Origin of the sequence: Prevotella pallens, from assembly GCF_900454935.1 — a bacterium.
Classification (GTDB): domain Bacteria; phylum Bacteroidota; class Bacteroidia; order Bacteroidales; family Bacteroidaceae; genus Prevotella; species Prevotella pallens.
Genome location: NZ_UGTP01000001.1, coordinates 1,663,606 through 1,689,954 on the forward strand (window position 1 = coordinate 1,663,606; position 26,349 = coordinate 1,689,954).

The 26,349-nt window shown below is 36.3% G+C and carries 18 protein-coding genes; 12 read left to right on the forward strand and 6 right to left on the reverse strand.

The window, feature by feature from the left end; translation table 11 throughout:
• Positions 1 to 26 precede the first annotated feature (26 nt).
• The 6 genes from DX009_RS07055 to DX009_RS07080 all read left to right on the forward strand — a co-directional run bounded on the left by DX009_RS07055 (position 27) and on the right by DX009_RS07080 (position 6,652).
• On the forward strand, positions 27 to 1,058 hold the full coding sequence (locus DX009_RS07055; RefSeq protein ID WP_115083501.1) for an FAD:protein FMN transferase: 1,032 nt from the start codon (positions 27 to 29) through the stop codon (positions 1,056 to 1,058).
• A 29-nt stretch (positions 1,059 to 1,087) separates the two neighbouring features.
• Entirely contained in the window at positions 1,088 to 1,750 is a 663-nt protein-coding gene (locus DX009_RS07060; protein WP_006044535.1) for a Crp/Fnr family transcriptional regulator, read from the forward strand.
• A gap of 69 nt (positions 1,751 to 1,819) precedes the next feature.
• Positions 1,820 to 3,910: a M3 family metallopeptidase gene (locus tag DX009_RS07065; RefSeq protein ID WP_115083502.1), complete on the forward strand. Its 2,091-nt coding sequence runs from the start codon at positions 1,820 to 1,822 to the stop codon at positions 3,908 to 3,910.
• Positions 3,911 to 3,941: 31 nt separating this feature from the next.
• On the forward strand, positions 3,942 to 4,388 hold the full coding sequence (locus tag DX009_RS07070; protein ID WP_006044533.1) for a deoxycytidylate deaminase: 447 nt from the start codon (positions 3,942 to 3,944) through the stop codon (positions 4,386 to 4,388).
• Complete coding sequence (locus DX009_RS07075) at positions 4,369 to 6,021, forward strand: S41 family peptidase (RefSeq protein WP_040595377.1); 1,653 nt, start codon at positions 4,369 to 4,371, stop codon at positions 6,019 to 6,021. Before DX009_RS07070 ends, DX009_RS07075 begins: the two co-directional genes overlap by 20 nt.
• Before the next feature lie 100 nt (positions 6,022 to 6,121).
• The gene (locus DX009_RS07080) at positions 6,122 to 6,652 is read left to right on the forward strand and encodes a 5-formyltetrahydrofolate cyclo-ligase (protein WP_115083503.1); all 531 of its coding nucleotides are present in this window, start codon (positions 6,122 to 6,124) and stop codon (positions 6,650 to 6,652) included.
• Between the two features lie 657 nt (positions 6,653 to 7,309).
• Here DX009_RS07080 and DX009_RS07085 read toward each other — a convergent pair.
• The 6 genes from DX009_RS07085 to DX009_RS07115 all read right to left on the reverse strand — a co-directional run bounded on the left by DX009_RS07085 (position 7,310) and on the right by DX009_RS07115 (position 16,898).
• On the reverse strand, positions 7,310 to 7,600 hold the full coding sequence (locus DX009_RS07085) for a DUF721 domain-containing protein (RefSeq protein ID WP_115083504.1): 291 nt from the start codon (positions 7,598 to 7,600) through the stop codon (positions 7,310 to 7,312).
• Positions 7,593 to 8,708: a DNA replication/repair protein RecF gene (recF, locus tag DX009_RS07090; protein WP_115083505.1), complete on the reverse strand. Its 1,116-nt coding sequence runs from the start codon at positions 8,706 to 8,708 to the stop codon at positions 7,593 to 7,595. The genes DX009_RS07085 and recF overlap by 8 nt, the downstream gene beginning before the upstream one ends.
• A 129-nt stretch (positions 8,709 to 8,837) precedes the next feature.
• Positions 8,838 to 9,134 (reverse strand): hypothetical protein, encoded by a 297-nt coding sequence (locus DX009_RS07095; RefSeq protein ID WP_006044527.1) that lies wholly within the window; start codon positions 9,132 to 9,134, stop codon positions 8,838 to 8,840.
• A 10-nt stretch (positions 9,135 to 9,144) separates the two neighbouring features.
• Positions 9,145 to 9,378 carry a YecH family metal-binding protein gene (locus DX009_RS07100; RefSeq protein WP_040595556.1) on the reverse strand — a complete coding sequence of 78 codons (234 nt, stop codon included), beginning with the start codon at positions 9,376 to 9,378 and terminating at the stop codon, positions 9,145 to 9,147.
• A 362-nt stretch (positions 9,379 to 9,740) separates the two neighbouring features.
• Positions 9,741 to 14,282, reverse strand: coding sequence for a choice-of-anchor J domain-containing protein (locus DX009_RS07110; RefSeq protein WP_115083506.1), 4,542 nt, complete (start codon positions 14,280 to 14,282; stop codon positions 9,741 to 9,743).
• A 198-nt stretch (positions 14,283 to 14,480) separates the two neighbouring features.
• Positions 14,481 to 16,898, reverse strand: a complete 2,418-nt coding sequence (locus DX009_RS07115) for a ribosomal protein L7/L12 (RefSeq protein ID WP_245944602.1) — start codon at positions 16,896 to 16,898, stop codon at positions 14,481 to 14,483.
• Positions 16,899 to 17,439: 541 nt separating this feature from the next.
• Here DX009_RS07115 and DX009_RS07120 point away from each other — a divergent pair.
• The 6 genes from DX009_RS07120 to DX009_RS07145 all read left to right on the forward strand — a co-directional run bounded on the left by DX009_RS07120 (position 17,440) and on the right by DX009_RS07145 (position 26,232).
• Positions 17,440 to 18,213, forward strand: a complete 774-nt coding sequence (locus tag DX009_RS07120; RefSeq protein ID WP_115083507.1) for a TPM domain-containing protein — start codon at positions 17,440 to 17,442, stop codon at positions 18,211 to 18,213.
• Between the two features lie 73 nt (positions 18,214 to 18,286).
• The gene (locus DX009_RS07125) at positions 18,287 to 18,871 is read left to right on the forward strand and encodes a LemA family protein (RefSeq protein ID WP_006044521.1); all 585 of its coding nucleotides are present in this window, start codon (positions 18,287 to 18,289) and stop codon (positions 18,869 to 18,871) included.
• A 330-nt stretch (positions 18,872 to 19,201) separates the two neighbouring features.
• Complete coding sequence (locus DX009_RS07130; RefSeq protein ID WP_115083508.1) at positions 19,202 to 20,656, forward strand: trypsin-like peptidase domain-containing protein; 1,455 nt, start codon at positions 19,202 to 19,204, stop codon at positions 20,654 to 20,656.
• An 858-nt stretch (positions 20,657 to 21,514) separates the two neighbouring features.
• Entirely contained in the window at positions 21,515 to 23,458 is a 1,944-nt protein-coding gene (locus DX009_RS07135; protein ID WP_115083509.1) for a glycogen debranching enzyme N-terminal domain-containing protein, read from the forward strand.
• Between the two features lie 17 nt (positions 23,459 to 23,475).
• Positions 23,476 to 24,747 carry a glycosyltransferase family 4 protein gene (locus DX009_RS07140; RefSeq protein ID WP_115083510.1) on the forward strand — a complete coding sequence of 424 codons (1,272 nt, stop codon included), beginning with the start codon at positions 23,476 to 23,478 and terminating at the stop codon, positions 24,745 to 24,747.
• A gap of 54 nt (positions 24,748 to 24,801) precedes the next feature.
• Entirely contained in the window at positions 24,802 to 26,232 is a 1,431-nt protein-coding gene (locus DX009_RS07145; protein WP_115083511.1) for a glycoside hydrolase family 57 protein, read from the forward strand.
• Positions 26,233 to 26,349 lie beyond the last annotated feature (117 nt).

A 26,349-nucleotide genomic window follows, 5' to 3' on the forward strand; every position in this document is an offset into this window, starting at 1 on the left:
TTCAACCGCTAAACTCAGATGAATTTATGGAAAAAAAAACAAATAAGAGTCTATTATGGCAATTGCCTTTCTTAGTATTGCTTATAATAGGTACTGTGTTCATTATAAAACAACAAAACTCTACACCCTATCAATACAATGAGGGACAAATTTTTGGAACGTTCTACCATATAACTTATCAAAATAATGAAAACCTACAGAAAGAAATAGAAGCAGAGTTAAAGAAAGTGGATAATTCGTTATCTACGTTCAATAAACAATCTATTATTTCAAAAATAAACAGAAACGAACCTACCCAGCTCGACGAACTATTTATAGATGTTTTTGATAAAGCAAAAATAATATCAAAAGAAACCGATGGTGCTTTCGATATTACAGTTGCACCACTTGTAAATTTATGGGGATTTGGATTTGGAGTAAAAGAAAACCAAAAGCCATCAAAACAAAAAATAGATAGCTTAATGCAATTTGTTGGCTATAACAAAATATCGCTTATTGGAAAACAAATAAAGAAAGCAAACCAACACATAATGATAGATTGCTCTGCAATAGCAAAAGGATATGGTTCTGATGTTGTAGCACGGTTGCTCAGAAAGTACGATATTAAAAACTTTATGATAGAAATTGGTGGAGAAATTGTTGTTAGTGGAATGAACGAAAAACATCAGCTATGGAAAATTGGCGTAAACAAACCTATTGAAGATAGTACGAATATGGATACAGAAATACAAACTGTACTTGGCATAACCAATAAAGCAATGGCAACCAGTGGAAACTATCGTAATTTTTATTATAAGGGAGGGAAAAAGTTTGCACATACTATCGACCCAAAGACAGGTTATCCGGTACAACATTCATTGCTTTCTGCAACAGTATTAGCAAACGATTGTGCAACTGCCGATGCTTATGCTACAGCCTTTATGGTAATGGGTATAGAAAAAGCAAGAAGAGTTTTGGAAAACCATAAAGAAATAATGGCATATTTTATTTATTCCGACCCAAAAGGAACACTTAAGGTTTGGTATAGTCCTAAACTAAAAAAGAAAATTATACAATAATGACTTTGCCATAAAATCGTCTTCAAAGAATGCTTCAGATATACAATAGACTTCTTGAATTGCCTTTGTTCCTTGGTATTGGAGCTACTGACTTAGCAGAAATTGTTAGAACTACAAGATTTGGATTTCTCAAATTAAAACCAAAAGAAATATTGGCAAAAGAGAATGAAAAAAGTGGGAAACTCTATTTTCTTATGGACGGGATATTATCCGTAGAAAGCTATGCCGACAATCATAGTTATAGCATCATTGAAGAGGTTGAGAAGCCTTCTGCCATACAACCAGAACGCATATTCGGGCTTATGCAATATTATTCTAAAACATTTGTAGCAAAAACAAAATGCAATATCTTATATATTGATAAAAGCGAAGTTTTAAATCTTATAAAGAATTACTTAATCTTTCGATTAAATTTTCTAAATATGCTCTCTTCACAGGCTCAACGTGGCAGTAGAATATCGTGGCAACAACAACCAAAAGATATTAAAGAAAAGTTTATTTACTTTATAAGGACACATTGTGTTTATCCTGCAGGCAAAAAGATTGTAAAAATTAATATGCAAACATTGGCAAACGAGTTACACGAAAGTAGACTTAATGTTTCAAAAATGCTTAACGCTTTAAACGCAAATAATGTAATTGCATTAACAAGAGGACAAATAAACATTGCTTTATTAGAAAAATTGCGTTAAATCTAATATACTCTTTCGTTCATACATAGTTTTTTCTGTATCTTTGTAGCATATTAGAGAAAGCAAAATATGACAAAGAATATTAACAGAAAGGGGCAAACACGATTGAACCCTTTCTTTGAACCGTATAATACACCACACGAAACTATTCCATTCGACAAAATAACACTTGCCGATTATGAGGAAGCAATGTTAGAAGGAATACGCCGAGAAGATGAACAAATAGAGAAAACAATAAACGACCCAGAAGAACCAACTTTCGAAAATACACTTATTCGCGAAGACGAAGTAAAAGGACGTAATCATTATTACGACCTACTTTCGCGTGTAGAAAGTGCATTCTTCAATATGCTTAGTGCAGAAACAAACGACGAAATGGATGCTTTAGCACAAAAAATGAATCCAATTCTAACTAAGCATGCAAACGATGTTAGCCTTAATCCTAAACTTTTTGAACGTATAAAAGCCGTTTACAATAAACATAGAGAACTTACTCCTGAAGAAAATAAGCTATTGGAAGAGAGTTACGATGGCTTTGTACGTAGTGGTGCGTTATTGAATGAAAACGACAAAGAGAAGTTACGCAAACTTACAGAAGAAGCTAGTTTGCTTGCATTGAAATTCTCACAGAATGTATTAAAAGAGAACAAAGCATACAAACTTCATATTACCAACGAGGAGAAACTTGAAGGATTACCTGATTCTATTCGTGAAGCTGCTGCAACAACTGCTAAAGAACAAGGTATTGATGGCTGGATTTTCACATTAGATGCTCCAAGTTATGGTCCATTCTTAATGTATAGCACTCAACGAGACTTAAGAAAAGAGCTATATATGGCACACAATACATTATGTATTAAGGCTAATTCGGAGAATAATATCGAAGTTTGCAAACGTTTAGTGAATCTCCGTAGAGAAATGGCACAATTATTAGGATACGATACTTATGCCGATTTTGTTATGAAATATCGTATGGCTAGCAACGTTAAGAATGTTTATACATTGCTCGACAAACTTATTGATGCTTATAAACCAACTGCAATTGAAGAATACAACGAACTTTGTTCTATTGCAAAAGAACAAGAGGGAAACAATTTTAAGTTGATGCCATGGGATACTGCATACTATGCACATCAATTAAAATTAGCAAAATACAATCTTGACCCAGAAATTCTGAGACCTTATTTTGAACTGAATAACGTTATAAAAGGTGTTTTTGGCTTAGCAACTCGACTTTATGGAATTACATTCAAAGAGAATAAAGATATTCCTGTTTATCACCCAGATGTAAAACCATACGAAGTATACGATAAAGATGGTTCATATCTTGCAGTGCTTTATGTTGATTTCTTTCCACGAAAAGGTAAGCGTGCTGGTGCATGGATGACAGAATTTCAAGGACAACGTATTACGAAAGAAGGTGAAAACATACGACCACACGTATCGTTAGTAATGAATTTTTCTAAACCAACAGACGAGAAACCTGCATTATTACGCTTAGGCGAGGTTACAACTTTCTTGCACGAATTTGGTCATTCACTACATGGTATATTTGCAAATAGCCGATTCGAAAGCCAATCTGGTACAAATGTTTGGTGGGATTTTGTAGAACTCCCATCGCAATTTATGGAGAACTTTGCTGTAGAAAAAGAGTTTTTACGCACTTTTGCTTTCCATTATGAAACAGGCGAGCCTATGCCTGATGAACTTATTGAGAAGATTATTGCCAGTCAGAATTTTAATGTTGCAATGGCTTGTTTACGACAGGTAAGTTTTGGATTATTAGATATGGCATACTATACACAAAAAGATAAGTTTGAAGCAGATATTATTCCATTTGAAAAGAAAGCATGGGAAAAAGCCATTATTGGCGAACAAATAGATGGAACATGTATGACTACTCAATTCTCTCATATTATGTCTGGAGGATATGCAGCAGGATATTATAGTTATAAATGGGCAGAAGTGCTCGATGCGGACGCATTTAGCTTATTTAAAAAGAATGGTATATTTAATCAGACTACTGCTCAAAGTTTCCGAGATAATGTTCTTTCTAAAGGAAGCACCGAACATCCAATGACACTTTATAAACGTTTTCGTGGGCAAGAACCTACTATCGATGCTCTTTTAGAACGTAATGGCATAAAGAAAGTAAACTAGAACAAGCAATACATATATCTATTTGGACAACATGAAGACTGAAAAGCAAGAACTTCTTGACTATCGTTACCTTCGTATGGCACGTGTTTGGGCAGAAAATTCTTATTGCAAACGGCGAAAGGTTGGAGCATTGGTAGTAAAACAAAAAATGATTATTAGCGATGGATATAATGGAACACCAAGTGGTTTCGAGAATATTTGCGAAGAAGAAAATGGAATTACCAAACCATACGTTTTACACGCAGAAGCAAATGCTATTACCAAATTGGCTCGAAGTGGTAATAATAGCGATGGTTCTACATTATATGTAACGGCTTCTCCTTGTATTGAATGTGCCAAACTCATTATTCAGGCAGGCATAAAACGTGTGGTTTATGGAGAGAAATACAGACTTACCGAAGGTATCGACTTGCTTAAACGTGCCAATATAGAGATTGAATTTTTAAATATAGAAGATGATGAGTCAGAACAAAAGTAATCGTTTTATGCCTTTATGGTTGGCATTATGCGTTGTTATAGGTGTACTCGTTGGAACATTCTATGCCAATCATTTTTCAGGAAACAGATTAAATATCATAAACAGTGGTAGTAGCAGATTGAGTAATTTGCTTCACATAATTGATGATCAATATGTAGATTCTGTTAATATAGATGAATTGGTAGACAAAGCTTTGCCACAAATTCTTGCAGAGCTTGATCCTCACTCTGTTTATATTAGTGCGAAAGATGTACAAATGGCAACCGACGACCTAAAAGGGTCGTTTTCTGGTGTTGGCATAGAATTTACAATTCAACAAGACACTTTACATATTCAAAATGTTATAAAGAATGGACCTGCTGAAAAAGCAGGAATTCTTGCTGGCGATAAAATTGTAAGCATCGATAACAAACCTTTTGTTGGAGATAGCGTAACTAACGAAGAAGCACAACATAGACTTAAAGGACCTAAGGATTCTAAAGTAAAGATTGGTATAAAACGCTTTGGCGAAAATAAAGTAAGATATTTCGTTCTTACTCGAAACGATATTCCAATGAAAAGCATTTCGGCTACTTATATGCTAAACGATTCTATTGGTTATATACGGGTAAAGAATTTTGGCGAACGAACTTATGCAGAAATGCTTTCTTCATTGCAACAATTAAACTTGCAAGGAGCCGACAAACTTGTTATAGACTTACGCGATAATTCTGGCGGATACTTAGAAAGTGCTGTGCAAATGGCTGAAGAATTTTTGAGAAAAAACCAACTTGTTGTATATACACAAGGAAGAAAAAGTCCACGACGTGAATACCGTAGTCGTGGAAAAGGCAGTTATCAACAAATTCCATTGGTAGTTCTTATTAATGAAGGCACAGCATCTGCTGCCGAAATTTTCGCAGGAGCAATTCAAGATAACGACCGTGGTACTATTATTGGACGCCGATCATTTGGAAAAGGTCTGGTTCAACAGCAAATACAGTTCCCAGATGGTAGTATGATTCGCCTAACTATTGCACGTTATTACACGCCTTCTGGTAGATGTATACAAAAACCTTTTAAACCTGGAGGTATTGCTGCATACGAACAAGATATGCTAACACGATATCAACATGGAGAATTCTTTTATCAAGATAGCATTAAACATACTGGTCCGGCATACCATACTAACAATGGACGCATTGTTTATGGAGGTGGTGGAATTACACCAGATATTTTTGTTCCAGAAGACACTACCGATGTAACTTCTTATTACAAGGAAGCTGTAATGCGTGGACTTCTTTTACAATATGCATTTAAATATACCGATGATAATAGGCAGACTTTAAATAAATATACCGAAATGAAGTCGCTGGCTAACTATTTGAAGAGTAAGAACCTTGTTAATAGTTTTGTGAACTTTGCTGAAAAGAATGGATTGCAACGAAGAAACAACCTTATTCACAAATCGCACTCACTGATAGAAAGGTATATTTGTAGCCGAATTATCTACAATATGCTCGACGAACAGGCTTGGAATGAATATCTAAACAGAAACGATGATATGATAAAAATGGCTATTAAGGTGCTCGATAGTGGCAAAGCTTTCCCAAAAGCACCGATAAAAAAAGCACATACAACGAAAAATAATTAGAACAAAAATAATTTTGAAACGAATAGGGACCTGATGTTTTTCACATTCAACAGGTCCCTATTCTTACAAAGATAAAACATTCACCCACAATTCCATAACTATGAACAAAAAAGAACTAAGAAAAGAAATACGAAACCGTAAACAGCAATATACACAAGAAGAATTAAAAAAACTTTCGGAACCTATTATTAATCGTTTACGTCATCACCCTAAACTAATTGAGGCAAAAACTATTATGCTTTACCATTCATTGCCAGATGAAGTTTTTACACACGACTTTGTAGACGAGATGGTGAAAACTGGGAAAAAAGTGCTTTTACCAGTAGTAATTAACGAGACTGAAATGGAAATACGTTGCTATACTGGTTCGAAAGATATGAAAATAAGTTCATTTAACATCTTAGAACCTATTGGAGAACTCTTTACCGACTACAAAAATATTGATTTTATTGCTGTACCGGGAATGAGTTTTGATACCGATAGAAATAGACTCGGACGTGGAAAAGGATATTACGACCGCTTTCTAAAACAAGCAAAACAAGCTTATAAATTAGGCATTTGTTTCGATTTCCAGAAACTCGAAAGCATTCCTACAGATGAATATGATGAAAAAGTTGATGCTGTGCTATAGAATTTATCTACTAAAAATATAAAATTTTCTATATAAACAGCGCAGATTAACAAGATAGCCCTTATATGTTTGGTTGCATATAAGGGCTTTTTCATATCTAAAGAATAAAGTTCTTAATATATTTCGATCCAAATTTCCACTCTTTGTGGGTAGAAAAGACTGTAAAAATAGCTTTTCTTTTAATTCAATATTACTTTCTTTCCTAAACAATACTACCCTCTTCCTTTAACAAAAAAAATTATTATTAAAAATGATAGAATTTATTATTAAAAATCATAGAGTTTATTATTAAAAACAATAGCATTTTTCATTAAAAAAAATATTATGGTTTTTAAGGTTTAACAGTTCCTGATTTTACTATAGGCATTTTTGCTATATTAACTATCTTTATGGACACTTTCTTGTTATGCTTAATAGATAATTATAAACAAATGAATAATTTATACTACAATAATAGGCGCTATTTTCGAAAAAAGTTGATTCGCTTAAAAAGGAATACATAGAATACGCTCTATAAAATGTGCTTGATTACGCCAAAAGAATATAACTGCGTTTTTGCAATAAGAAATTATACTATGCCATTTAGAGAACAAACCTGCAGAAGCTTTACTTATACCAAATAAAAATAAAAGAAAAATATGATATAGAACATAAATATTAATAAATGCGGATATCGGAAATAACAAACGAACCTACATAGTCGTTTAAACGCTTTACCAACTGACTTCGCATCATAGAAAGGTCTTGACGCAAGGCAGGATTAGATATTTTTACGAATAATGTTTGGTTTCGAATACCTTTTTCTTGTGTATATCGTGTAATAGTTGGTCCAACAACTATATCCCAAGCCGTAATAATTCGCTTCTGAAGTAAAGGAGATTCGAGTCCGCCATCACGCAAAAATTTACTAATAACTTCTGAAATAGGCTTAACTTTACGTCTAAACATTAGAAGAACTCCTTTCTGTAACTTCACCATTTTCAACCGAAAACATCTTATAATCAAAGCTACTATTACCCAAAATACTATCTAAATGCTCACGATTAGTATCTGTAATGAATATTTGTCCAAAACTATCGCCCGAAACTAATTTTACAATCTGCTCTACTCGACTAGCATCTAACTTATCAAAAATATCATCGAGCAACAGTAATGGAGTTCTATTTCCTCCAGTTTGTTTTAAAAAATAGAATTGAGCAAGCTTTAAAGCCAATACAAATGTTTTGTTTTGCCCCTGACTTCCTTCACGTTTCATGGGAAAACCATTCATCGACATAACAAGGTCGTCTTTATGAATACCATGCAATGAATAGCCCATTATTCGATCTTTTGCTCTATCGCGCTGTATAACATCGAGCAAATTTCCTCGTTCTCCATGCGATACATATTGTAATAAAACCTGTTCTCTGTTTTGCGATATTGTTTGATAGATGGATTGAAATACAGGAATAAGTTGTTTTATAAAAGCTGCTCGTTTATTATAAATTTCTGTTCCATATTCAGCCATCTGCATTTCTAATAACTCTAACAATGTTGTGTCAGGTTCGGTTTCTTGTTTCAACAAACTGTTACGTTGTTGCAAAGCTTTATTATAACGTACTAACGATTCTATATAAAGACGGTCGTATTGCGAAATAACAACATCCATCAATTTACGTCGTTCTTCGCTTCCGCCTTCTATAATAGAAATATCCGATGGAGAAACAAAAATTAAAGGTATTAATCCAATGTGTTCAGAGAGCTTTCTATATTCTTTTTTATTCCGTTTGAAATGCTTTTTTGTTCCCCTCTTCATACTACAATATACCTGTTCACAGTCGTTAGTATCAGTAGTATAGTCGCCTTCCAAAACAAAAAAATCGCTATTATGGCGCATTACCTCCGAATCTTTAGAGTTTAATGCACTTTTGCAAAACGATAGATAATAAACAGCATCTAATAAATTTGTTTTTCCTTCCCCATTATGGCCAATAAAACAATTCAATTTTGCCGACAAGTTAAGTGTTGTCGCTTCTATATTTTTGTAATTTATAATTGAAAGTTTATCTAATCGCATCGCAGCTTCAGTAATTTTGTTTAAAGAACTTAATTATGCAAAGGTACAGAAATTACTAATTATAATAAGCACAAATGGGCTTTTATTGGATAAAAAAAGAAAAGAGCTACCTTTCGGTAACTCTTTTCTCTAACAACCGCTACCATCTATATTACAAGATGACTTGTATTCCTGTTCGTTTTGTAAGCCAGCCTCCTCAGGATTCAGCGTTACTGTACCATTTTCTAGTACAAAACAAGGAATACCAACATAACCTTTCTTTCGAGCTTCTGTAAATACAGAGTTGTTTTCGCGTAAGCGTAAAAACTCTTTTAAAAAGCGAACGTGTTCGCCTATATCTATAATCTCATAACGGTTGTTATTTTTTACTTGTTCAGTTATAGCTGTACAATCTGGACAAGTCTTCATTCCATATATTTTAATCATAGTTATTACCTTAGTGATTACATATTTTACTTGTGTCTACCGTAAAATCATCATTATTTGAAGGCATAAACTTCCCGCGAGCCTCAAGAAAATCAACTAATTCTTCAGCTGTCATTCCTTCTGCAGAACAAGTATAAAAACGCTCATCAGGACCAAATTTGTTTATAATAGCCTCTACTAAGCTCTCTCTATTACTATAGTTGTTACCCTCCATCATGTGGAGAACTTCGTGTCCATGTATCATTTTGTGTATCCTTATATTAATAATTGTATTACTAAAAACATATTTTTCGCTAAAATGTCTCAAAGAACTAATAAGAATTGGTTTCTTTGCAAACATAAAATGCTAAAATGCTTTGCAAAGATAGAGAATATATATTAAAAAACAAGCATTTAACAATGTTTTTTAATTTACTAAATGCTGATAAGTGCAATAAAAGTTGCAACGATACAGTAGCTTTCAATCTACCAAATATACATTATATATTTCTCCCGCTTATAATTACAGATGCAAACTATATAAGAATGGGCTAATTGCTTTCTGCAATCAGCCCATTCAGATAAATAATAGTTTTGATGTGTAGATATTAATCTGCTATTGCTATTTTATTTCACTACACGTTTCTTACCATTAATAATATACACACCACGTTGGAGATTGTTATAATTCTTAGTATTCGTGCGAACTTTTACACCATTAAGTGTTGTAACATCGAAAGTTTGTGGCTCATTTTCTATTGTTTCAATAGAGGTTGTATTTATAGAAGCATCGTTAGAGAAACCAGATTCGTTTATTTCACCAGTTTTTGCAGTGTATATTGCCGTAACATTATAAATATGTTCGCCTGTAACACGATTATTGGTATAAGTGTGTTGGCTACCTTTTACACTAGCAATTTTCTTTCCATCTCTATAAATAATGTATTCTGTTATATCATCGTCTGCGCCTGTAGCTACTTGTTCATAGCTAATATCGTCTATACCAAAAATATAAGCTTTACCCTTTGGTGTATTGTGATGAATAGCAAAATACTTTGCACCTTCTGGCACTTCAATAGTAATACGCTTCCAGTTAGCACCTTCGTTAAAAGCAATAGTTCCATCGGCTTGTTCACTCTTGATTTTTACGAATGAGGCTGTGTCGGTACTTTCTGTAGAATAAAGCACATCGAAACTTTCTGCATATTTTGTATCGCCTGGCCGTGTAGCAACATTCATTACATAGAATGTTATTTCTTGCTTTCTACCCGATAAACGTGGAGATATAAGCCAATTGTTTTGTTCAACAAGTTTCTGATTTTCGTTAAGCGCATATACAGCAGCAGCATATTGATTTCCATTATGAGGAGCTAATCCTGGATTTACATTGGTCATATCTTCAATCCACCAATTAGGATTGAAAGCTGTAAATGCAAAAGGCTCTCCTTGTCCAGGATATGTAGACGAAGGTTGCAATGCTCCTGTAAGACCTTTATCTCCATCTATCATTGTCCAAGGGCTCATATTTTTTGCGAACGGAGAATAATTTTCGAAGCCATCATATATACGAATAGGCTCTGGTAATATAGGTTGTCCCCATGTAAGCACAACTTTATGTTCTCCTCCCATTTCAGCTTTTAAATCGTTTATTCTACCATAAGGCGATTGAATAACACTTACAGCTTTTGTTTCTGTTTCATTATCATTTATCAGCATATCACCATCGTATATTACCATAGCTTTTACTTGTAACGATGTAGCTGATTCGTTAATAGCAACAGGCAACTTCAAGTTGATTGTGTCGTTAGCCATTGATGGAAGTTGTTTGGTTCTGCTCACTGCATCGCATTGGTTTCCATTTGCATAAAGAATAACGAAATATCTGGTAGCATCAACTGCCCCTTGATTCTTAACAACAACTTTCACTTGTCCCTTCTTTCCTGCAACAATATTCTCTGGTGTTTCAATGCTTACAGCTGTAAGATTGCGTTCGAGTTGGTTTATAATATTAATATTATCTATTCCAATCATAACCTTAGAACCTTGTGCTACCCCTTCGAATTTAACAATAATGTATCGTTCTTTAGCAAATGGTGCTAAATCTACCGATTGTTTTGTCCAACCGTTTTGTGTTGTTTTGCTAAGGTCGTACTGAGCAGCTACGTGGTCTTTCCCATCAGGAGTCTGAATTAATACCTTCAACGTAGATTCGTTGCCAATAAGCGAATAAAGATCAAAGAAGAGTTTAGGATTTGTTGCTCCAGCAAGTGCAACCTTTGGCAAATTAACTGAAGTTTCATCGCCTTGTTGTATTGTAAAATTCACATCATTTCCTGCGTATTCTTCTGTATAGTTAGCCCAAACAAAACTACCTCCATCGTTATCAGAAGCAGCATCGGTTACAACACGCCATGCTGCAGCCGTCTTTCTGCTATTATATTGTTCGTTGCCTAAAAGAGAAGCAAAGCCATTATCTAACTGTCCATTCGACATACTCTCTTTGAAAGGCAACGAAATACACGGGCCAACAACTATTCCACGCGCCGTAACACAGTCGCTTTCTCCAGTACTATTGTTTGCTTTAACACCGAACCAAGCTAATGTTTGTGTTTTACCATCGTCCATAGTTGTTTTATTTGGGTCAAAAGGCAAAATAGTACTGGTTTCGCCAGGCTTACTTGTTGTTAGCGAATCGCCTAATTCAAATCCAAAATCGCCCTTTGTTAATGTATAGAAAGTTACACTAACATCTTTTGGATTAAGATATCCACCATTTGCACCAACAGTTTGGAAAACATTCCAAAAAGCTTTTAAAGTTGTACCTTGATCGGTAAATGTAATGCCTGTAGGATTGTGTGGACGATCGATACCAATAAGATTTTTATTTGTAGATTTACGTCCTGGGTGTCCATCAAGATATGGTATTATTGTATAGGTATGAAAACCATTTGTTGGAACGTTCTGGTCTATCCATTCCATTCGAGTTCCAATTGCTGCTGCATTTATGCGTGCAATGTTTATACCATCTCTATTTACAACAAAGCTATCTATACGTGCAAGTGCAGAACCATTAATACGAACCTTCGGAGTTATAAAACTGATAGTAGCTTGTAAAGCTCCTTTTGGTGCAGGAGTAATAGTCAGCGACTTCACTGAATCTGGCGCTGTAGCGTATGCTGTCTTGGTTACAGTAATACTATCAATAGCAATTTGATACTTATCAGTAACACTTGTATTATCGTGGAATCCAATATAGACATTGCCTGTCGCATCGGGAATAATATCAGCTGTGCATACTTGCCATTGTCCATTAGTTTCAGAAAATTCTGGAGTAAAGGTTTCCAACAATACATTTGATAGCTGTTCTACATTGCTTCCTTTACCCCATTTTACTTCAAGTGTATTCTTAGGCTCAGCCATTACATTGCGTACTTTAAATGCAACAGTATAAACACGGTCGGAAGAAAGATGTATAGCAGGAGTTATAAGCCAATCATCACTATTCTTCTTAACATTAGTTTGATGGCTCATTGCACCATAACCAGGAAAACCATTACACCACCATGTAGCTTTATCGTTATTTGCATCAATAATCTTAAACATAGATAATGCAGATTGTCCTTCAAATTTATAGTTCCAGTCTGGCTCTATTGCTGACCCTGCAATAATAGGAGTAGTATTTGTCCAACGCAAACCTTTAACATCACCACTAATTGCCCTAATGGCGTATGTATAACTTGCATGTTCTGCCCCAGACAAATCATCGGTACATATTGTATTTGTAATACCAGTTGCTACATTGGTTGTATCTCGTCCTTGTATACGAATAACATCATAAGTTAGTGCGCCAAGTGTTCCTTGATGTGTACCTGTTGTAGGTGCCGACCACTTTATAGTTACAATTCCGTTCTCTAATTTAGCTGTTGGATTGCCTACCCTCTCTGGTTCATCGAAACCTATCCATTGTTTAAGAGTAGCCATTGGAGACTCTCCCTTTGCATTTGATACAGTAACATTAAAATTATATTCGCCGCTACAAGGTAATTGAACTGACTTACTTATAGATGATCCTGATTGTTCCGTACCATTAAATAGCTGTTTACCATTAGCTGTAACTACATAATCAACATTTCCATTCAGAGCATCTCCCTTAACAGTCTTATTAGGTAAAATAAAATTTATAACACCGTTAAGGCTTGTCCCACTAAATACAGCTGATAAATTAGAAACTACTGCAGGTGCATTTATATTGGCTGGAGTAGGAGCTATTACCATTCCATACATTGTTATTTCAGAATCGGCAATTTTAGTAGCTGCGCCTGTAGCTAAATTTACAACGTAGAGCGCAGTATTATAATCTTTATCTTGTGCATACCAATAGAAAGTATTATCTTTGGGATCAATCTCTCCAGTTTGTTGATAAGGACCACCATCTTCATCGGTGAGTATTAATCCTGTTGATCCAATACTAGTTTCAGATCCATCAGTAATAGATATTTTATAAAGTATTCCATCAGAAGCAATACCATAAAGTTTATTATCAGATGTTATACCCATAGCTACATATCGACGCGTAGTAGTTCCGAATGTTGTTCGTGTTCGTGTACGATAGTCTACAGTACCTAACTCATATTGTTTATTACTAGCAGAACTATTATAAAATTCGCCATATACTGTACCATCTTTTGCTTGTGCTGTCTCTATGGCAGCAAGTGAAAAATCGTTATATTTCTGTCCGTTGCCTTTCCACGTGGATATATCGTAGGTATAAAGTGTTAGATCTCCGTTCGAAGGTCCATAGCGTTCAAAATCTACTGTGTACAACTTTCCATCGGCTATTTGTACACCATTTCGAGCAATACGCTGACTTTGGGATCCTAATTGAGTAAAACTAATCGTTCCAGCAGTGTTTTTAGGTTGGAAAGAGTAATAGCCCCACATTTCATTAATAGTAGCATTACCCCAGAGAATAACAGAAGAATCAATAGTTCTTAAGCCTCTATTAGGAGTTTTTAGTACAATAGATTCTTTAACGGGAGTAATGCTTGTTAGTTGCTCGGTTTGAGTTCGGTTTGGCTTCATCAATTTATGAGCTTTCTGAGCCATACTTGTTGGCGGTACAGATAAACTCAATACCAATAAAATGATGCTTGTAAATACTTTCTTCATATAATGTTTAAATAGTTGATTTGTTCTAACGTTAAATATAAAGTTTCTTCATAAAGCTTTTATAATAAAGCATATCCTAAAACCCTTTGGCGAGAGAACTGTTCAAAGATTTGTTTTAGAATATGCCTAAGTGTATATTTATTGTGGCTTAGCATATTATACCAGCCACAATATATATAATACTGATAATAGAAAGTTTTATTTCTTCAACACTTTCTTTCCGTTTACAATATATACGCCAGCTGGTAAGTTCTCAAATTTAGCATTGATGCGAACACCTTGTAAATTGTAGATTGTTTGAGCCGCTGCATCTATAGTTTGTATGTTTATACCTGTTGGCTTCTTCCATGTTCCGTGTGGATAAATATTAGCTGTTGCACCTACTGCAAGAAGTTTATCTCTTGCATCTTTTGCATCAGCTTCCGTCATATTCTCCTTAATCATACAAGGGGCTGTTTCTATAAGTTTCTTTACTGCCATCATTCCCATACCCGTTATATCTTTTACGATAGCAATAACTGCAATATCTCTATCACCAACAGCTTCTAACACGAGGTCGTAAGTTACAGGAGCATCGTTTGATTGAATTGTTACCCAATCGGTTACAACCTTACCATCTGCACCAAAGAGAGACTGGAATTTATAGCCACTCTTATTGAGTTCTTTCCACACTGTTCCTTCAGGAGATACAATCTTACAGTCGGTAAATTCTGGAATAACATTCAATCTACCCATACTACCTTTGTATTCATCATTCGTGCTTCCGTTACCTTTTACACGAACATTACATTTATTAAACTTCCAACGACCACTGGCAATACCATTTACACCGCCACTGATTTCTAATGAGGTTCCATCTACAGTGATTGTATTATGATTAAGTATACCATAGCAATAGTCTTCGTTACCAGCTTGTGCACCAGTTACGGTAAGTTTACCTGTGCCTGCAAATGTAAGTTTATCGTAGTTTACAACACCACCACTCTTTTCTGAAGTTATAGTATTTTCACCAACTAATTTTATAGTTAGGTTCTTAATAGAATTCCAAAGTGCTACACCTGCAGCTTTTTCTGAAGCATTAGAAATTGTAGCATTCTCAAGAGTTAGAACGTTACTTGTTGCATCGTAAGTAACCTTACCTTTTACACCTTCAATAGCAGTAAGGTCGCTGCAGTTTTCTGATGTTACTTGTTTTCCATTAATCAACAAATTATACTTCTCAGGTGCTGTGTTAGGTTTAATTGTTACCCAATCGGTTACAACCTTACCATCTGCACCAAAAAGAGACTGGAATTTATAGCCACTCTTATTGAGTTCTTTCCACACTGTTCCTTCAGGAGATACAATCTTACAGTCGGTAAATTCTGGAATAACATTCAATCTACCCATACTACCTTTGTATTCATCATTCGTGCTTCCGTTACCTTTTACACGAACATTACACTTATTAAACTTCCAACGACCACTGGCAATACCATTTACACCGCCACTGATTTCTAATGAGGTTCCATCTACAGTGATTGTATTATGATTAAGTATACCATAGCAATAGTCTTCGTTACCAGCTTGTGCACCAGTTACGGTAAGTTTACCTGTGCCTGCAAATGTAAGTTTATCGTAGTTTACAATACCACCACTCTTTTCTGAAGTTATAGTATTTTCACCAACTAATTTTATAGTTAGGTTCTTAATAGAATTCCAAAGTGCTACACCTGCAGCTTTTTCTGAAGCATTAGAAATTGTAGCATTCTCAAGAGTTAGAACGTTACTTGTTGCATCGTAAGTAACCTTACCTTTTACACCTTCAATAGCAGTAAGGTCGCTGCAGTTTTCTGATGTTACTTGTTTTCCATTAATCAACAAATTATACTTCTCAGGTGCTGTGTTAGGTTTAATTGTTACCCAATCGGTTACAACCTTACCATCTGCACCAAAAAGAGACTGGAATTTATAGCCACTCTTATTGAGTTCTTTCCACACTGTTCCTTCGGGAGATACAATCTTACAATCGGTAAATTCTGGAACATAACCCAATCTGCCCATACTACCTTTGTATTCATCACCTTCCAATCCGTTTCCTTTTACACGAACATTACACTTGTTAAACTTCCAACGACCGCTAGTGATACCATTCACACCACCACTAATTTCCATTGTACACCCATCTACAATAATAGTCCCTGGATTTAGTATACCATAGCTGTAATCTGTATTACTAGACATTACACCTTTTATAGTAAGTTTGCCTGTCCCTGTAAAGGTTAGCTTCTCATAATTTACAACACCACCACTCTTTTCTGAAGTAATGGAGTTTTCACCTACTAATTTAATGGTTAAGTTCTTAACAGAATTCCAAAGTGCTACACCTGCAGCTTTTTCTGAAGCATTAGAAATTGTAGCATTCTCAAGAGTTAATACGTTACTTGTTGCATCATAAGTAACTTTACCTTTTACACCTTCAATAGCTGTAAGATCACCACAATTCTCCGAAGTTACTCGTTTTCCATTGAGCAAAAGATTGTAGTTCTCGGCCTGTAACTGCTGTGGCAGAACGAAAGATGTGACAAACAATGCAACTATTGCTGCATACATGTTCCTAAGTAAATTGTTTTTCATTGTTTTGAAATGCCTCTCCATGACCCCTTTAGTTAAAGAGAAACGCCTTACTGAGGCTGGGGCGTTGATTATTATTTATTGTTCGGCTATTCGACCACAAATATAGTTATTTTTTGCAATCTATGCAAAAACATTATATAAATATTGAATAAAATGTCCAAGAGACTTGTCAAAAGGTATATTTCTATACATATTGTATAGCTATTTTGGCATCTATATCACAAAAAACAAAGTGAATTTACTTTCAAACACTATTTAGAAAATAAAGTAATGTCCAACATTTATCTTGTTTTGTTTTATTTTTAAGCTGATATTCGGTAGAATGAGTAAATGGAGGCTCTGTAGAAAAGAAATGGAGATATTATAAACAGTATTTACAGTTTATTGGCAAAACAAATGGCTTATATGACAAACAAATAATCCATCTCAGATGCTTATAAAAATCTATTAGATGTTATTTTCTCATTTAATTAATACAAGTATTGTCTTAATATTTTAGCAAAATCTTTTCGTTCTATCTTTTTTTGTTATCTTTGCAAGTATGAACAAAGCGATATTTACATTATGTGCATTTCTCTTTTCTATCTTTACGCTACAGGCAACAGCAAAAGATTGGAATGCCAACAATATACCAATGGTGCATCTTCAAGATGCAAGACAATATGTCTGCGATCCTGAGGGTTTAATGTCTAATGCTATGCGCGATTCCACCAATTACTACATAGGGAAATTGGAAAAAGAAGCAAAAATACAAGTAGTATTTGTTGTTGTATCGCACGTTGAGAATAGTGATCCTTTCCGAGTTGCACAGGATATTGGAAATAAGTATGGTGTAGGCAACAAAAATACCGACAGAGGATTGGTAGTTGTAGTAGCCGTAGACGATAGAAAATACTTTATTGCGCCGGGTGAGGGATTAGAAGGAGACCTAACTGACGTTGAATGCGATGACATAGCAAGAGCTTGTATCGTTAAAAATATGAGAAAAGGAAATGTAGACGAGGCAATGCTGTCTACTGCGAAAGCTGTTTATAATAAGTTTAAAACAGGAAGTACAGGGCTCGACAAACAGGAAGAGCCAATAGAGACTGCAATAGCAATAGGCATTATTGGTGCTGTTGTTTTCTTTTGGGTTATATGGTCAATAAAAGGTAAAAACAATAATGGACGCGGTGGTAGAAATGGGGGCGGTGGTCCTTTCATATTCTGGGGTAATCCTGGACACTTAAACGATAGTTTCTTTGGTAGAGGTTTTTCTGGAGGAAGTTTCGGCGGAGGAAGCTTTGGTGGCGGCGGTGCTGGTGGTGGCTGGTAACATAAATGTATATGTGGACATATATATAAGGTATATATATAAGGTGGGAAATATAATATTTAAATAAAAAGATATGAAGAATAAAGCACTTTTAATTGTAATTGCAATTGTAGTTATAATAGGTTTATGGGCCTTTTCTGGCTACAACGGAATGGTAGACAAACAAGAAGCGGCAACAACTGCTCTTAGTAATGTAGAGGCACAATATCAACGTAGAGCCGATATGATGCCACAGCTGGTAAAAATTGTAAAAGCGTATGCAAAGCATGAAAAAGAAACTTTCGATGCAGTAACAAAGGCACGCAATGCTGCGACACAAATTCATCTTGATGCTGACAATTTGACACCTGAAAAGATGAAACAATTTGAAATGGCACAAAACCAGGTGGCACAGGCCTTCTCTCGATTAATAGCTGTAGCGGAAGCTTACCCAGAGTTGAAAGCAAGTGAGAATTTCAAAGCCCTGCAAATACAAGAAGAAGGGACTGAGAACCGTATAAACGAAGCACGAAAGAAATATAATGAGTCTGTGCAAGCATACAATCAGACAGTCAGACACTTCCCTAACTCGTTGTTAGCTGGCATGTTTGGTTTCGAAAAGATGACAAAGTTTGCAGCAGCAGAAGGTGCAGAGAAAGCACCAGACTTGGACATTTAAGACTTAAGAGCTAAGCTACGATAGGCTTAGCTCTTTTTTTATTTACGATAGATGCTATACATTGAACGAATGTAAAAAACACTAATAATCTAATAAATATTGGTTAAGCTGCTTTTTCTAATTGTTAAATACGAATAAAGAAAACTGACAGATTAGCACATTTCCATATTTTGGGCTTATATTTGCATTCGCTTTCACGACTATTAGTGCCGAAAGCGTAGGTAAAACTAACTAATAGTGTAATGAATGCGAGCTTTCTAACTGATAAATGTGAATGATTCGTTTAGATTGTAACAACAATAATATTAATATTTATAAGATAAGAGAAATATGAAGAAGATTGAAAAAATTTGTGTTAGTGCGGCTTGCGTGCTTGCACTGACTTTCTCAACAGGGGCTTTCATCAAAGTGTATGCTGCAGAAACACCTGTAAGTACTCCAGGACAACCTGTAGACCTGACTTATGCTGCTGAAAAGGCATTGCCTGCTGTTGTACACATTAAGAATGCACAGAACTCAAAAACACAAACCGTAGAAGTACCTGACGACCCATTCGGTGGATTCTTCGACTTCTTTGGATTCGGTAATCCTGGTGGCGGTTCACGTCAGCAGCAAATACAAACACCAAAACGAAGCATAACGGGTAGTGGTGTTATTATATCGCCCGATGGTTATATCGTAACAAACAATCACGTTGTAGAAGGCGCCGATGAGCTAACAGTTACTCTGAACGACAACCGTGAATTCTCTGCTCGTGTAGTAGGAACAGACAAGAGTACTGACCTTGCTTTGATTAAGGTGAATGCAAAGAACCTTCCTACTTTGCCTATTGGTAACTCCGACAATCTGAAAGTGGGTGAATGGGTTATTGCCGTAGGTAACCCTTACAACCTTAACAGCACTGTTACGGCTGGTATTGTTAGTGCAAAGGCTCGCGGACTTGGCGCAACACAAGGTGTTGAAAGTTTTATTCAGACAGATGCTGCTATTAACCAAGGTAATTCTGGTGGCGCATTGGTTAATGTTCAAGGCGAATTGGTGGGTATTAATGCAATGCTTTATTCGCAGACAGGTGCCTACAGTGGTTATGGCTTTGCTATTCCAACAGCCATTATGAATAAAGTGGTAGAAGACATTAAGAAGTATGGTAGCGTGCAACGTGTAATGTTAGGTATTCAAGGTGGCGACGTTATTAATTATATTAATGCACAGAAAGAAGAAGGAAAGAACGTAGATCTTGGTACAAATGAAGGCGTTTATGTAGACAAGGTAAACGAAGATGGTAACGGTGCAGAGATTGGATTGCAGAGCAAAGATGTTATTACTAAGTTCGATGGTAAGAAAGTAACGAAGATGGCTGAACTGCAGCAACTTCTCAATAGCAAACGTCCTGGCGACAAGGCTACAATAACATTCTTGCGCAATAAAAAAGAGATAACAAAGGCTGTTACTCTAAAGAATGCACAAGGCACTACAAAACCTATAGAACAAGCTGATATTGATGTGCTTGGTGGACAGTTCCGCCCTGTTACTGAGGCTACGCAGAAACAATTGAACATTAAATATGGTCTTGAAGTATTGAAAGTGAATAGTGGCGCTTTGCGTAATGCGGGAATCAACCGTGGCTTTATTATTCAGAAGATAAACGACCAGACTGTCAATTCAATCGATGCATTGCAGAAGATTGTTAAGTCTGCCTCTACCAGCAGCGATCCTGTACTCTACATTCAGGGTATTTATCCTACAGGAAAGAAAGCATACTTTGCAGTGCCATTGTCTGAGTAATATTATTCTGACCGAAGAAAACAGAACTGTTGTTCTGAAATGCTCTAATAAATAAAAAAGTCTTGCTGTTCTTATATGGAATAGCAAGACTTTTTTTGTTATTTCCATTACAATACGAATACCTTAGTTCAGCTCAATAGAAAAGAAGGCTATTGTGAAGAGTTACACTCCTATACTATGAATTTTTAAGCAATATATTACTATTCAACAAATTATAGTAATATATAAATTAATACTGTATAGAATAAAGAATGTCATAATTATCATCTAAAAAAAAATCTTTTAGGCACTATAATACAGAATCATAAAGGTCGTAGTTTTTTGTGATATCTAATTCGCAACTGATAGATATCTGAAACGAACGTGACAGATATCTGAGACGAACATTACAGATATCTGAAACAAAAGCAACAAATACCAGCTTTATTTTATTTCATTTGTGAGTAACTTCAGAAACTGTTTATAATTTTCGCATCTATTTCCTACAGAACCTTTCATTCTGCTTTCTTGTAACGAATAATAGTCTGTATACGCCTCATCAGAAAAAACTTAAAATTATATTCTTACTATAGAGCAGACATATTTTTATAAACAATAGAATCTGTTCTACCTTTACTGCTAATATAGACTCAATAAAAACATAAGGTTGTATCTCTTTATACAGTCATTAAAGTTAATCCATCTTTTCAAGTTCTAAATAACAAAATAAGACAAGACAATTATTTGGGTTAAAAAAAAGTAATAAAATACTTGTTTACAAATAAAATGTGTAACTTTGGACGATAGTACAAGTATAATGTGTTTACAACACAAAATAAAGCTTCTAACAACTAAATATAGACAAAAAGCGATAAGAGTATGGGATACCTTAAATTTGAAAAGGCCTCGATGACGAACCTACAAGATTCGCTACCAAGAGAGCTATTACGCACCAATAGGTCGGGAGCATATTCGTGCTCGACCATTGTAGATTGCAACACCCGAAAATATCATGGACTATTAGTGGTACCAGTGCCAGAACTCGACAAAGAAAACCATGTGTTGCTGAGTTCGCTCGATGCAACGGTAATACAACATGGCGCAGCTTTTAACTTAGGACTGCATAAATACCATGGTGGAAACTTCAGTCCGAATGGGCATAAATATATTCGTGAGTTCGATTGCGATAGAGTTCCCACAACTATATATAGAGTAGGTAACGCCGTGTTAAAAAAAGAAGTGGTGTTCCAACACTATGAAGACCGCATACTTGTGCGTTACACTTTGTTAGATGGGCAAGGAACAACCCTATTACAGTTTCGCCCATTCCTCGCATTTAGAAGCGTGCGAGAATTTACACACGAGAATGCTGCAATAAACCGTGAGTTTCATAATGTTGAAAACGGAATAGCAACTTGTCTCTACAACGGATATCCCCATTTGTATATGCAATTCTCTAAAGACAACGAATTTCATTACGAACCTTATTGGTACAGAGGTTTAGAATATCCAAAAGAAGAGGTTCGTGGCTATCATTCAGATGAAGATTTGTATGTTCCTGGCTATTTCGAGATGAAGATACGAAAAGGAGAAAGCATTGTTTTTTCAGGTTCAACATCAGAAATTAAATCATCAACCCTTAAGCGACTCTTCGATAAAGAAGTAGAGGCACGCCAGCCACGCGATAACTTCTTTCATTGTTTAGTAAATGCAGCTCACCAGTTTCATAACCGAAAAGAAAACGACGACCGCTATATACTTGCAGGTTATCCGTGGTTTAAGTGCAGAGCTCGCGACCAGTTTATAGCATTACCAGGATTAACACTCAACATAGAAGAACAAGACTATTTCGAGTTGGTTATGAAAACTGCGGAACGAGGTTTGCGCGAGTTTATGAATAACGAACCGCTAACAGTAGATATAGAAGGTATAGAACAACCTGATGTACCTCTATGGGGCATTTGGGCTATTCAGCAGTATGCTAAAGAAGCAGGAAAGGACAATTGCATAAAACTCTATGCAGATTTGTTGTACGACTTAATGAACTATATAGAAAGCGGACAACACCCCAATCTATCTTTGGAAACAAATGGACTGCTGTTTACAGATGGTAAAAACAAACCAATAACATGGATGGACGGTACAATAGACGATAAACCAGTAAATCCGCGCTCAGGCTATATTGTAGAGTTTAATGCACTCTGGTATAACGCACTGAAGTTTGTAGCATGGCTATTTAGCGAAACACCAAAAGCAGAATATGCAGCACATTTAGAAGCAATAGCAACCACTTGCAAAGATTCATTTGTAAACACATTCTTAAACAACTATGGCTATCTATACGATTATGTAGATGGCAATATGATTGATTGGAGTGTTCGTCCAAATATGATAATGGCTGCAGCACTCGATTACTCACCATTAGATCAAGTTCAAAAACGAAACGTAATAGACATTTGTACACGCGAACTACTCACACCGAAAGGGTTACGTTCGCTCTCACCAAAAAGCGGAGGATACACACCTATCTGTGTAGGCGACAAAGAATATCGCACGCGTGTGTACCACCAAGGAACTGCATGGCCTTGGCTGGGGTGCTTCTATCTTGAGGCTTGTTTAAAACTATACAAACGCACCCGGTTGAGTTTCGTTGAACGACAACTAATAGGATACGAAGACGAGGTGGTGAACCACTGCTTAGGCACTATTCCAGAATTCTTCGATGGTAACCCACCATTCAATGGTCGTGGTGCCATATCGTTTGCAATGAATGTTGGTGGAGTGTTACGCACATTAGCACTGCTCGAAAAGTATAAATATTAAAGTTAGGAGGATACAATATGAAAGTATTAATGTTCGGTTGGGAATACCCACCACATGTGTATGGCGGACTAGCCACTGCTAATTTTGGTATTTCGGAAGGCTTACACGTACAAGGCGACATAGAAACTACACTATGCTTGCCACATCCATTTGGCGACGAAGATAAAACTTTTGCCAATATTGTTGCTATGAACTGTGTGCCTATTGTGTATCGCGATATAGACGATGGCTATTTGCGACAACGTTTAGGCAACATTATGGATACAGACTTATATTACAAATTGCGCAATAACATATATGCCGACTTCAACAATATGAATGTAAACGACATTGGTGCAATGGAGTTTGCTGGCGGTTATCCTGGTAATTTGACTGAAGAGATAAACAACTATTCTATAATTGCTGGTGTGGTGGCTCGCACGTTAGACTACGATATTATTCATGCGCACGACTGGCTAACTTTCCCAGCTGGTATTTATGCAAAGAAAGTATCGGGTAAACCTCTGTGCATTCATATCCATGCAACAGACTTTGATAGGTCGGGTGGAAAGGTTAATCCTACTGTTTATGCTATAGAGAAAGATGGAATGGACAATGCTGACTGCATTATGTGTGTTTCGGAACTTACTCGACAGATTGTTATTAAACACTATTATCAAAATCCAGACAAGGTGTTTACGGTGCACAATGCGGTATATCCATTGCGTCAAGATATATTGGATATGCCTCGACCATCGCACAAAGGTAAAGATAAAGTAGTTACTTTCCTTGGGCGCATCACTATGCAAAAAGGACCAGAATATTTTATTGAAGCTGCCAATATGGTATTGCAACGTACACGAAATGTACGTTTCTGTATGGCTGGCTCGGGCGATATGATGGACCAAATGATTATGCTGGCTGCCGAACGTGGTATTGCCGACCGTTTCCACTTCCCTGGTTTCATGAAAGGCGATCAGGTGTACGAATGTCTGAAAGATTCCGATGTATATGTTATGCCATCTGTAAGCGAACCTTTTGGCATTTCGCCATTAGAAGCAATGCAATGTGGTACACCCACCATTATATCTAAACAGAGCGGCTGTGCCGAAATACTACATAACTGCATAAAGTTAGATTACTGGGATATAGAGGCTATGGCTGATGCTATCTATTCTATTTGCCACAACGAAAGCTTGTTTAACTACTTGGCAGAAGAAGGCATACGCGAAGTGAATAACATTACGTGGGAGAAGGTGGGAGCATGGATACGCGAACTTTATCTCCGCACATTAGGCTGGAACAGTTAAACATAAACGCAACACAGCATTACTTAAATTAAACAACATTTAAAACAACAGACAATGAAAACAATTTGCTTATACTTCGAGATACATCAAATTATACATTTGCGCCGCTATCGATTCTTCGATATTGGAACAGACCATTACTATTACGACGATTTTGAAAACGAACGTAGCATTACCGATATTGTGAAGCGAAGCTATATACCTGCTCTCGACACATTGCTGCAGATGATTAAAGATAGCAACGGATACTTTAAGGTGGCACTATGCCTTTCGGGCGTTGGAATAGAAAGCCTAGAACAATATGCGCCTGAAGTAATAGAAAAAATACAGGAACTTGCCAAAACCGGCTGTGTAGAATTTCTTGCCGAACCCTATTCACACGGATTAGCATCGCTGGGAAATGAAGATAGCTTTAAAGCCGAAGTAAAGAGACAGAGCAAAAAGATAAAAGAATACTTTGGATATACACCGAAAGTGTTGCGCAACTCTTCTCTAATATATAGTGATGAGATTGGTAGAATGGCTGCAGATATGAAATTTAAGGGAATGATTACCGAAGGTGCTAAACATGCGCTGGGGTGGCGAAGCCCACACTATCTTTACGAATGCGCACTGGCTCCACAACTAAAACTAATTCTGCGCGATGTAACACTCAGCGACGATATTTCGCTCCGTTTCAACAATTCGGAATGGCAGGGATATCCACTATTTGCCGACAATTTTATAAACCAAATTGCCGACCAACCAGCTGAAGAACAAATTTATGGCTTGTTTATGAACCTCACAGCTTTAGGCATAGAACAGCCTTTGTATAGCAACATATTAGAGTTCTTTAAAGCCCTGCCCGAATGCGCTCGGCAACGTGGCATCACCTTCTCTACTCCTACAGAGATATGCGACCGTGTTAAAAGCGTAGACAAGTTTGATGTTCCCTATCCATTAAGCTGGCGAGACGAAGAGCGAGACATAAGCACATGGCTCGGAAATCCAATGCAACGCGAAGCATTCAACAAACTATACAGCATTGCCGACAGAGTACGCATTGCCAACGACCCCCGGATTAATCAAGATTGGGACTATCTGCAAGCAAGCGATAACTTCAGTGCAATGAGCACCAAACCTGTTCCAGTGGGCGTGGACCGTGGTATTTATAGCACACCATTCGATGCTTTTACTAACTATATGAACATTTTGGGCGACTTTATGAGCCGTGTAAATGCACTCTATCCAGCAGATATCGACAACGAAGAACTAAATGCTCTGCTAACAACAATACACAACCAGGAATCTGAATTGGAAACAAAAGACAAAGAAATTGTATTGCTGAAAGCAAAAGCAGAGAAGTTGGCAAACGAAAGCGACAAACTGCGTGCTAAGTTAGACCAAACTACAGACAGCACGAAAACAGCGAAGCCAAAGAAAAAGACTGCAACCACAAAGGCAAAATCAACAACCACAAAGAAGACTGCACCCAAGAAGGCATAACACAACTCTTACAAAATATATGTAACAATACAAACGGAGAGTATATCCAACAAGCGATATACTCTCTTTTTTATGCGCCTACAGCATTCGGCGCATATTGTAAATCTGCCCGTAACC

Excerpts from the sequence above, each read along its gene's own strand:
- DX009_RS07055 (WP_115083501.1), top strand. The coding sequence starts at position 27 with ATGGAAAAAAAAACAAATAAGAGTCTATTATGGCAATTGCCTTTCTTA.
- DX009_RS07060 (WP_006044535.1), top strand. The coding sequence starts at position 1,088 with ATGCTTCAGATATACAATAGACTTCTTGAATTGCCTTTGTTCCTTGGT.
- DX009_RS07065 (WP_115083502.1), top strand. The coding sequence starts at position 1,820 with ATGACAAAGAATATTAACAGAAAGGGGCAAACACGATTGAACCCTTTC.
- DX009_RS07070 (WP_006044533.1), top strand. The coding sequence starts at position 3,942 with ATGAAGACTGAAAAGCAAGAACTTCTTGACTATCGTTACCTTCGTATG.
- DX009_RS07075 (WP_040595377.1), top strand. The coding sequence starts at position 4,369 with ATGAGTCAGAACAAAAGTAATCGTTTTATGCCTTTATGGTTGGCATTA.
- DX009_RS07080 (WP_115083503.1), top strand. The coding sequence starts at position 6,122 with ATGAACAAAAAAGAACTAAGAAAAGAAATACGAAACCGTAAACAGCAA.
- DX009_RS07085 (WP_115083504.1), bottom strand. The coding sequence starts at position 7,600 with ATGTTTAGACGTAAAGTTAAGCCTATTTCAGAAGTTATTAGTAAATTT.
- recF (WP_115083505.1), bottom strand. The coding sequence starts at position 8,708 with ATGCGATTAGATAAACTTTCAATTATAAATTACAAAAATATAGAAGCG.
- DX009_RS07095 (WP_006044527.1), bottom strand. The coding sequence starts at position 9,134 with ATGATTAAAATATATGGAATGAAGACTTGTCCAGATTGTACAGCTATA.
- DX009_RS07100 (WP_040595556.1), bottom strand. The coding sequence starts at position 9,378 with ATGATACATGGACACGAAGTTCTCCACATGATGGAGGGTAACAACTAT.
- DX009_RS07110 (WP_115083506.1), bottom strand. The coding sequence starts at position 14,282 with ATGAAGAAAGTATTTACAAGCATCATTTTATTGGTATTGAGTTTATCT.
- DX009_RS07115 (WP_245944602.1), bottom strand. The coding sequence starts at position 16,898 with ATGAAAAACAATTTACTTAGGAACATGTATGCAGCAATAGTTGCATTG.
- DX009_RS07120 (WP_115083507.1), top strand. The coding sequence starts at position 17,440 with ATGAACAAAGCGATATTTACATTATGTGCATTTCTCTTTTCTATCTTT.
- DX009_RS07125 (WP_006044521.1), top strand. The coding sequence starts at position 18,287 with ATGAAGAATAAAGCACTTTTAATTGTAATTGCAATTGTAGTTATAATA.
- DX009_RS07130 (WP_115083508.1), top strand. The coding sequence starts at position 19,202 with ATGAAGAAGATTGAAAAAATTTGTGTTAGTGCGGCTTGCGTGCTTGCA.
- DX009_RS07135 (WP_115083509.1), top strand. The coding sequence starts at position 21,515 with ATGGGATACCTTAAATTTGAAAAGGCCTCGATGACGAACCTACAAGAT.
- DX009_RS07140 (WP_115083510.1), top strand. The coding sequence starts at position 23,476 with ATGAAAGTATTAATGTTCGGTTGGGAATACCCACCACATGTGTATGGC.
- DX009_RS07145 (WP_115083511.1), top strand. The coding sequence starts at position 24,802 with ATGAAAACAATTTGCTTATACTTCGAGATACATCAAATTATACATTTG.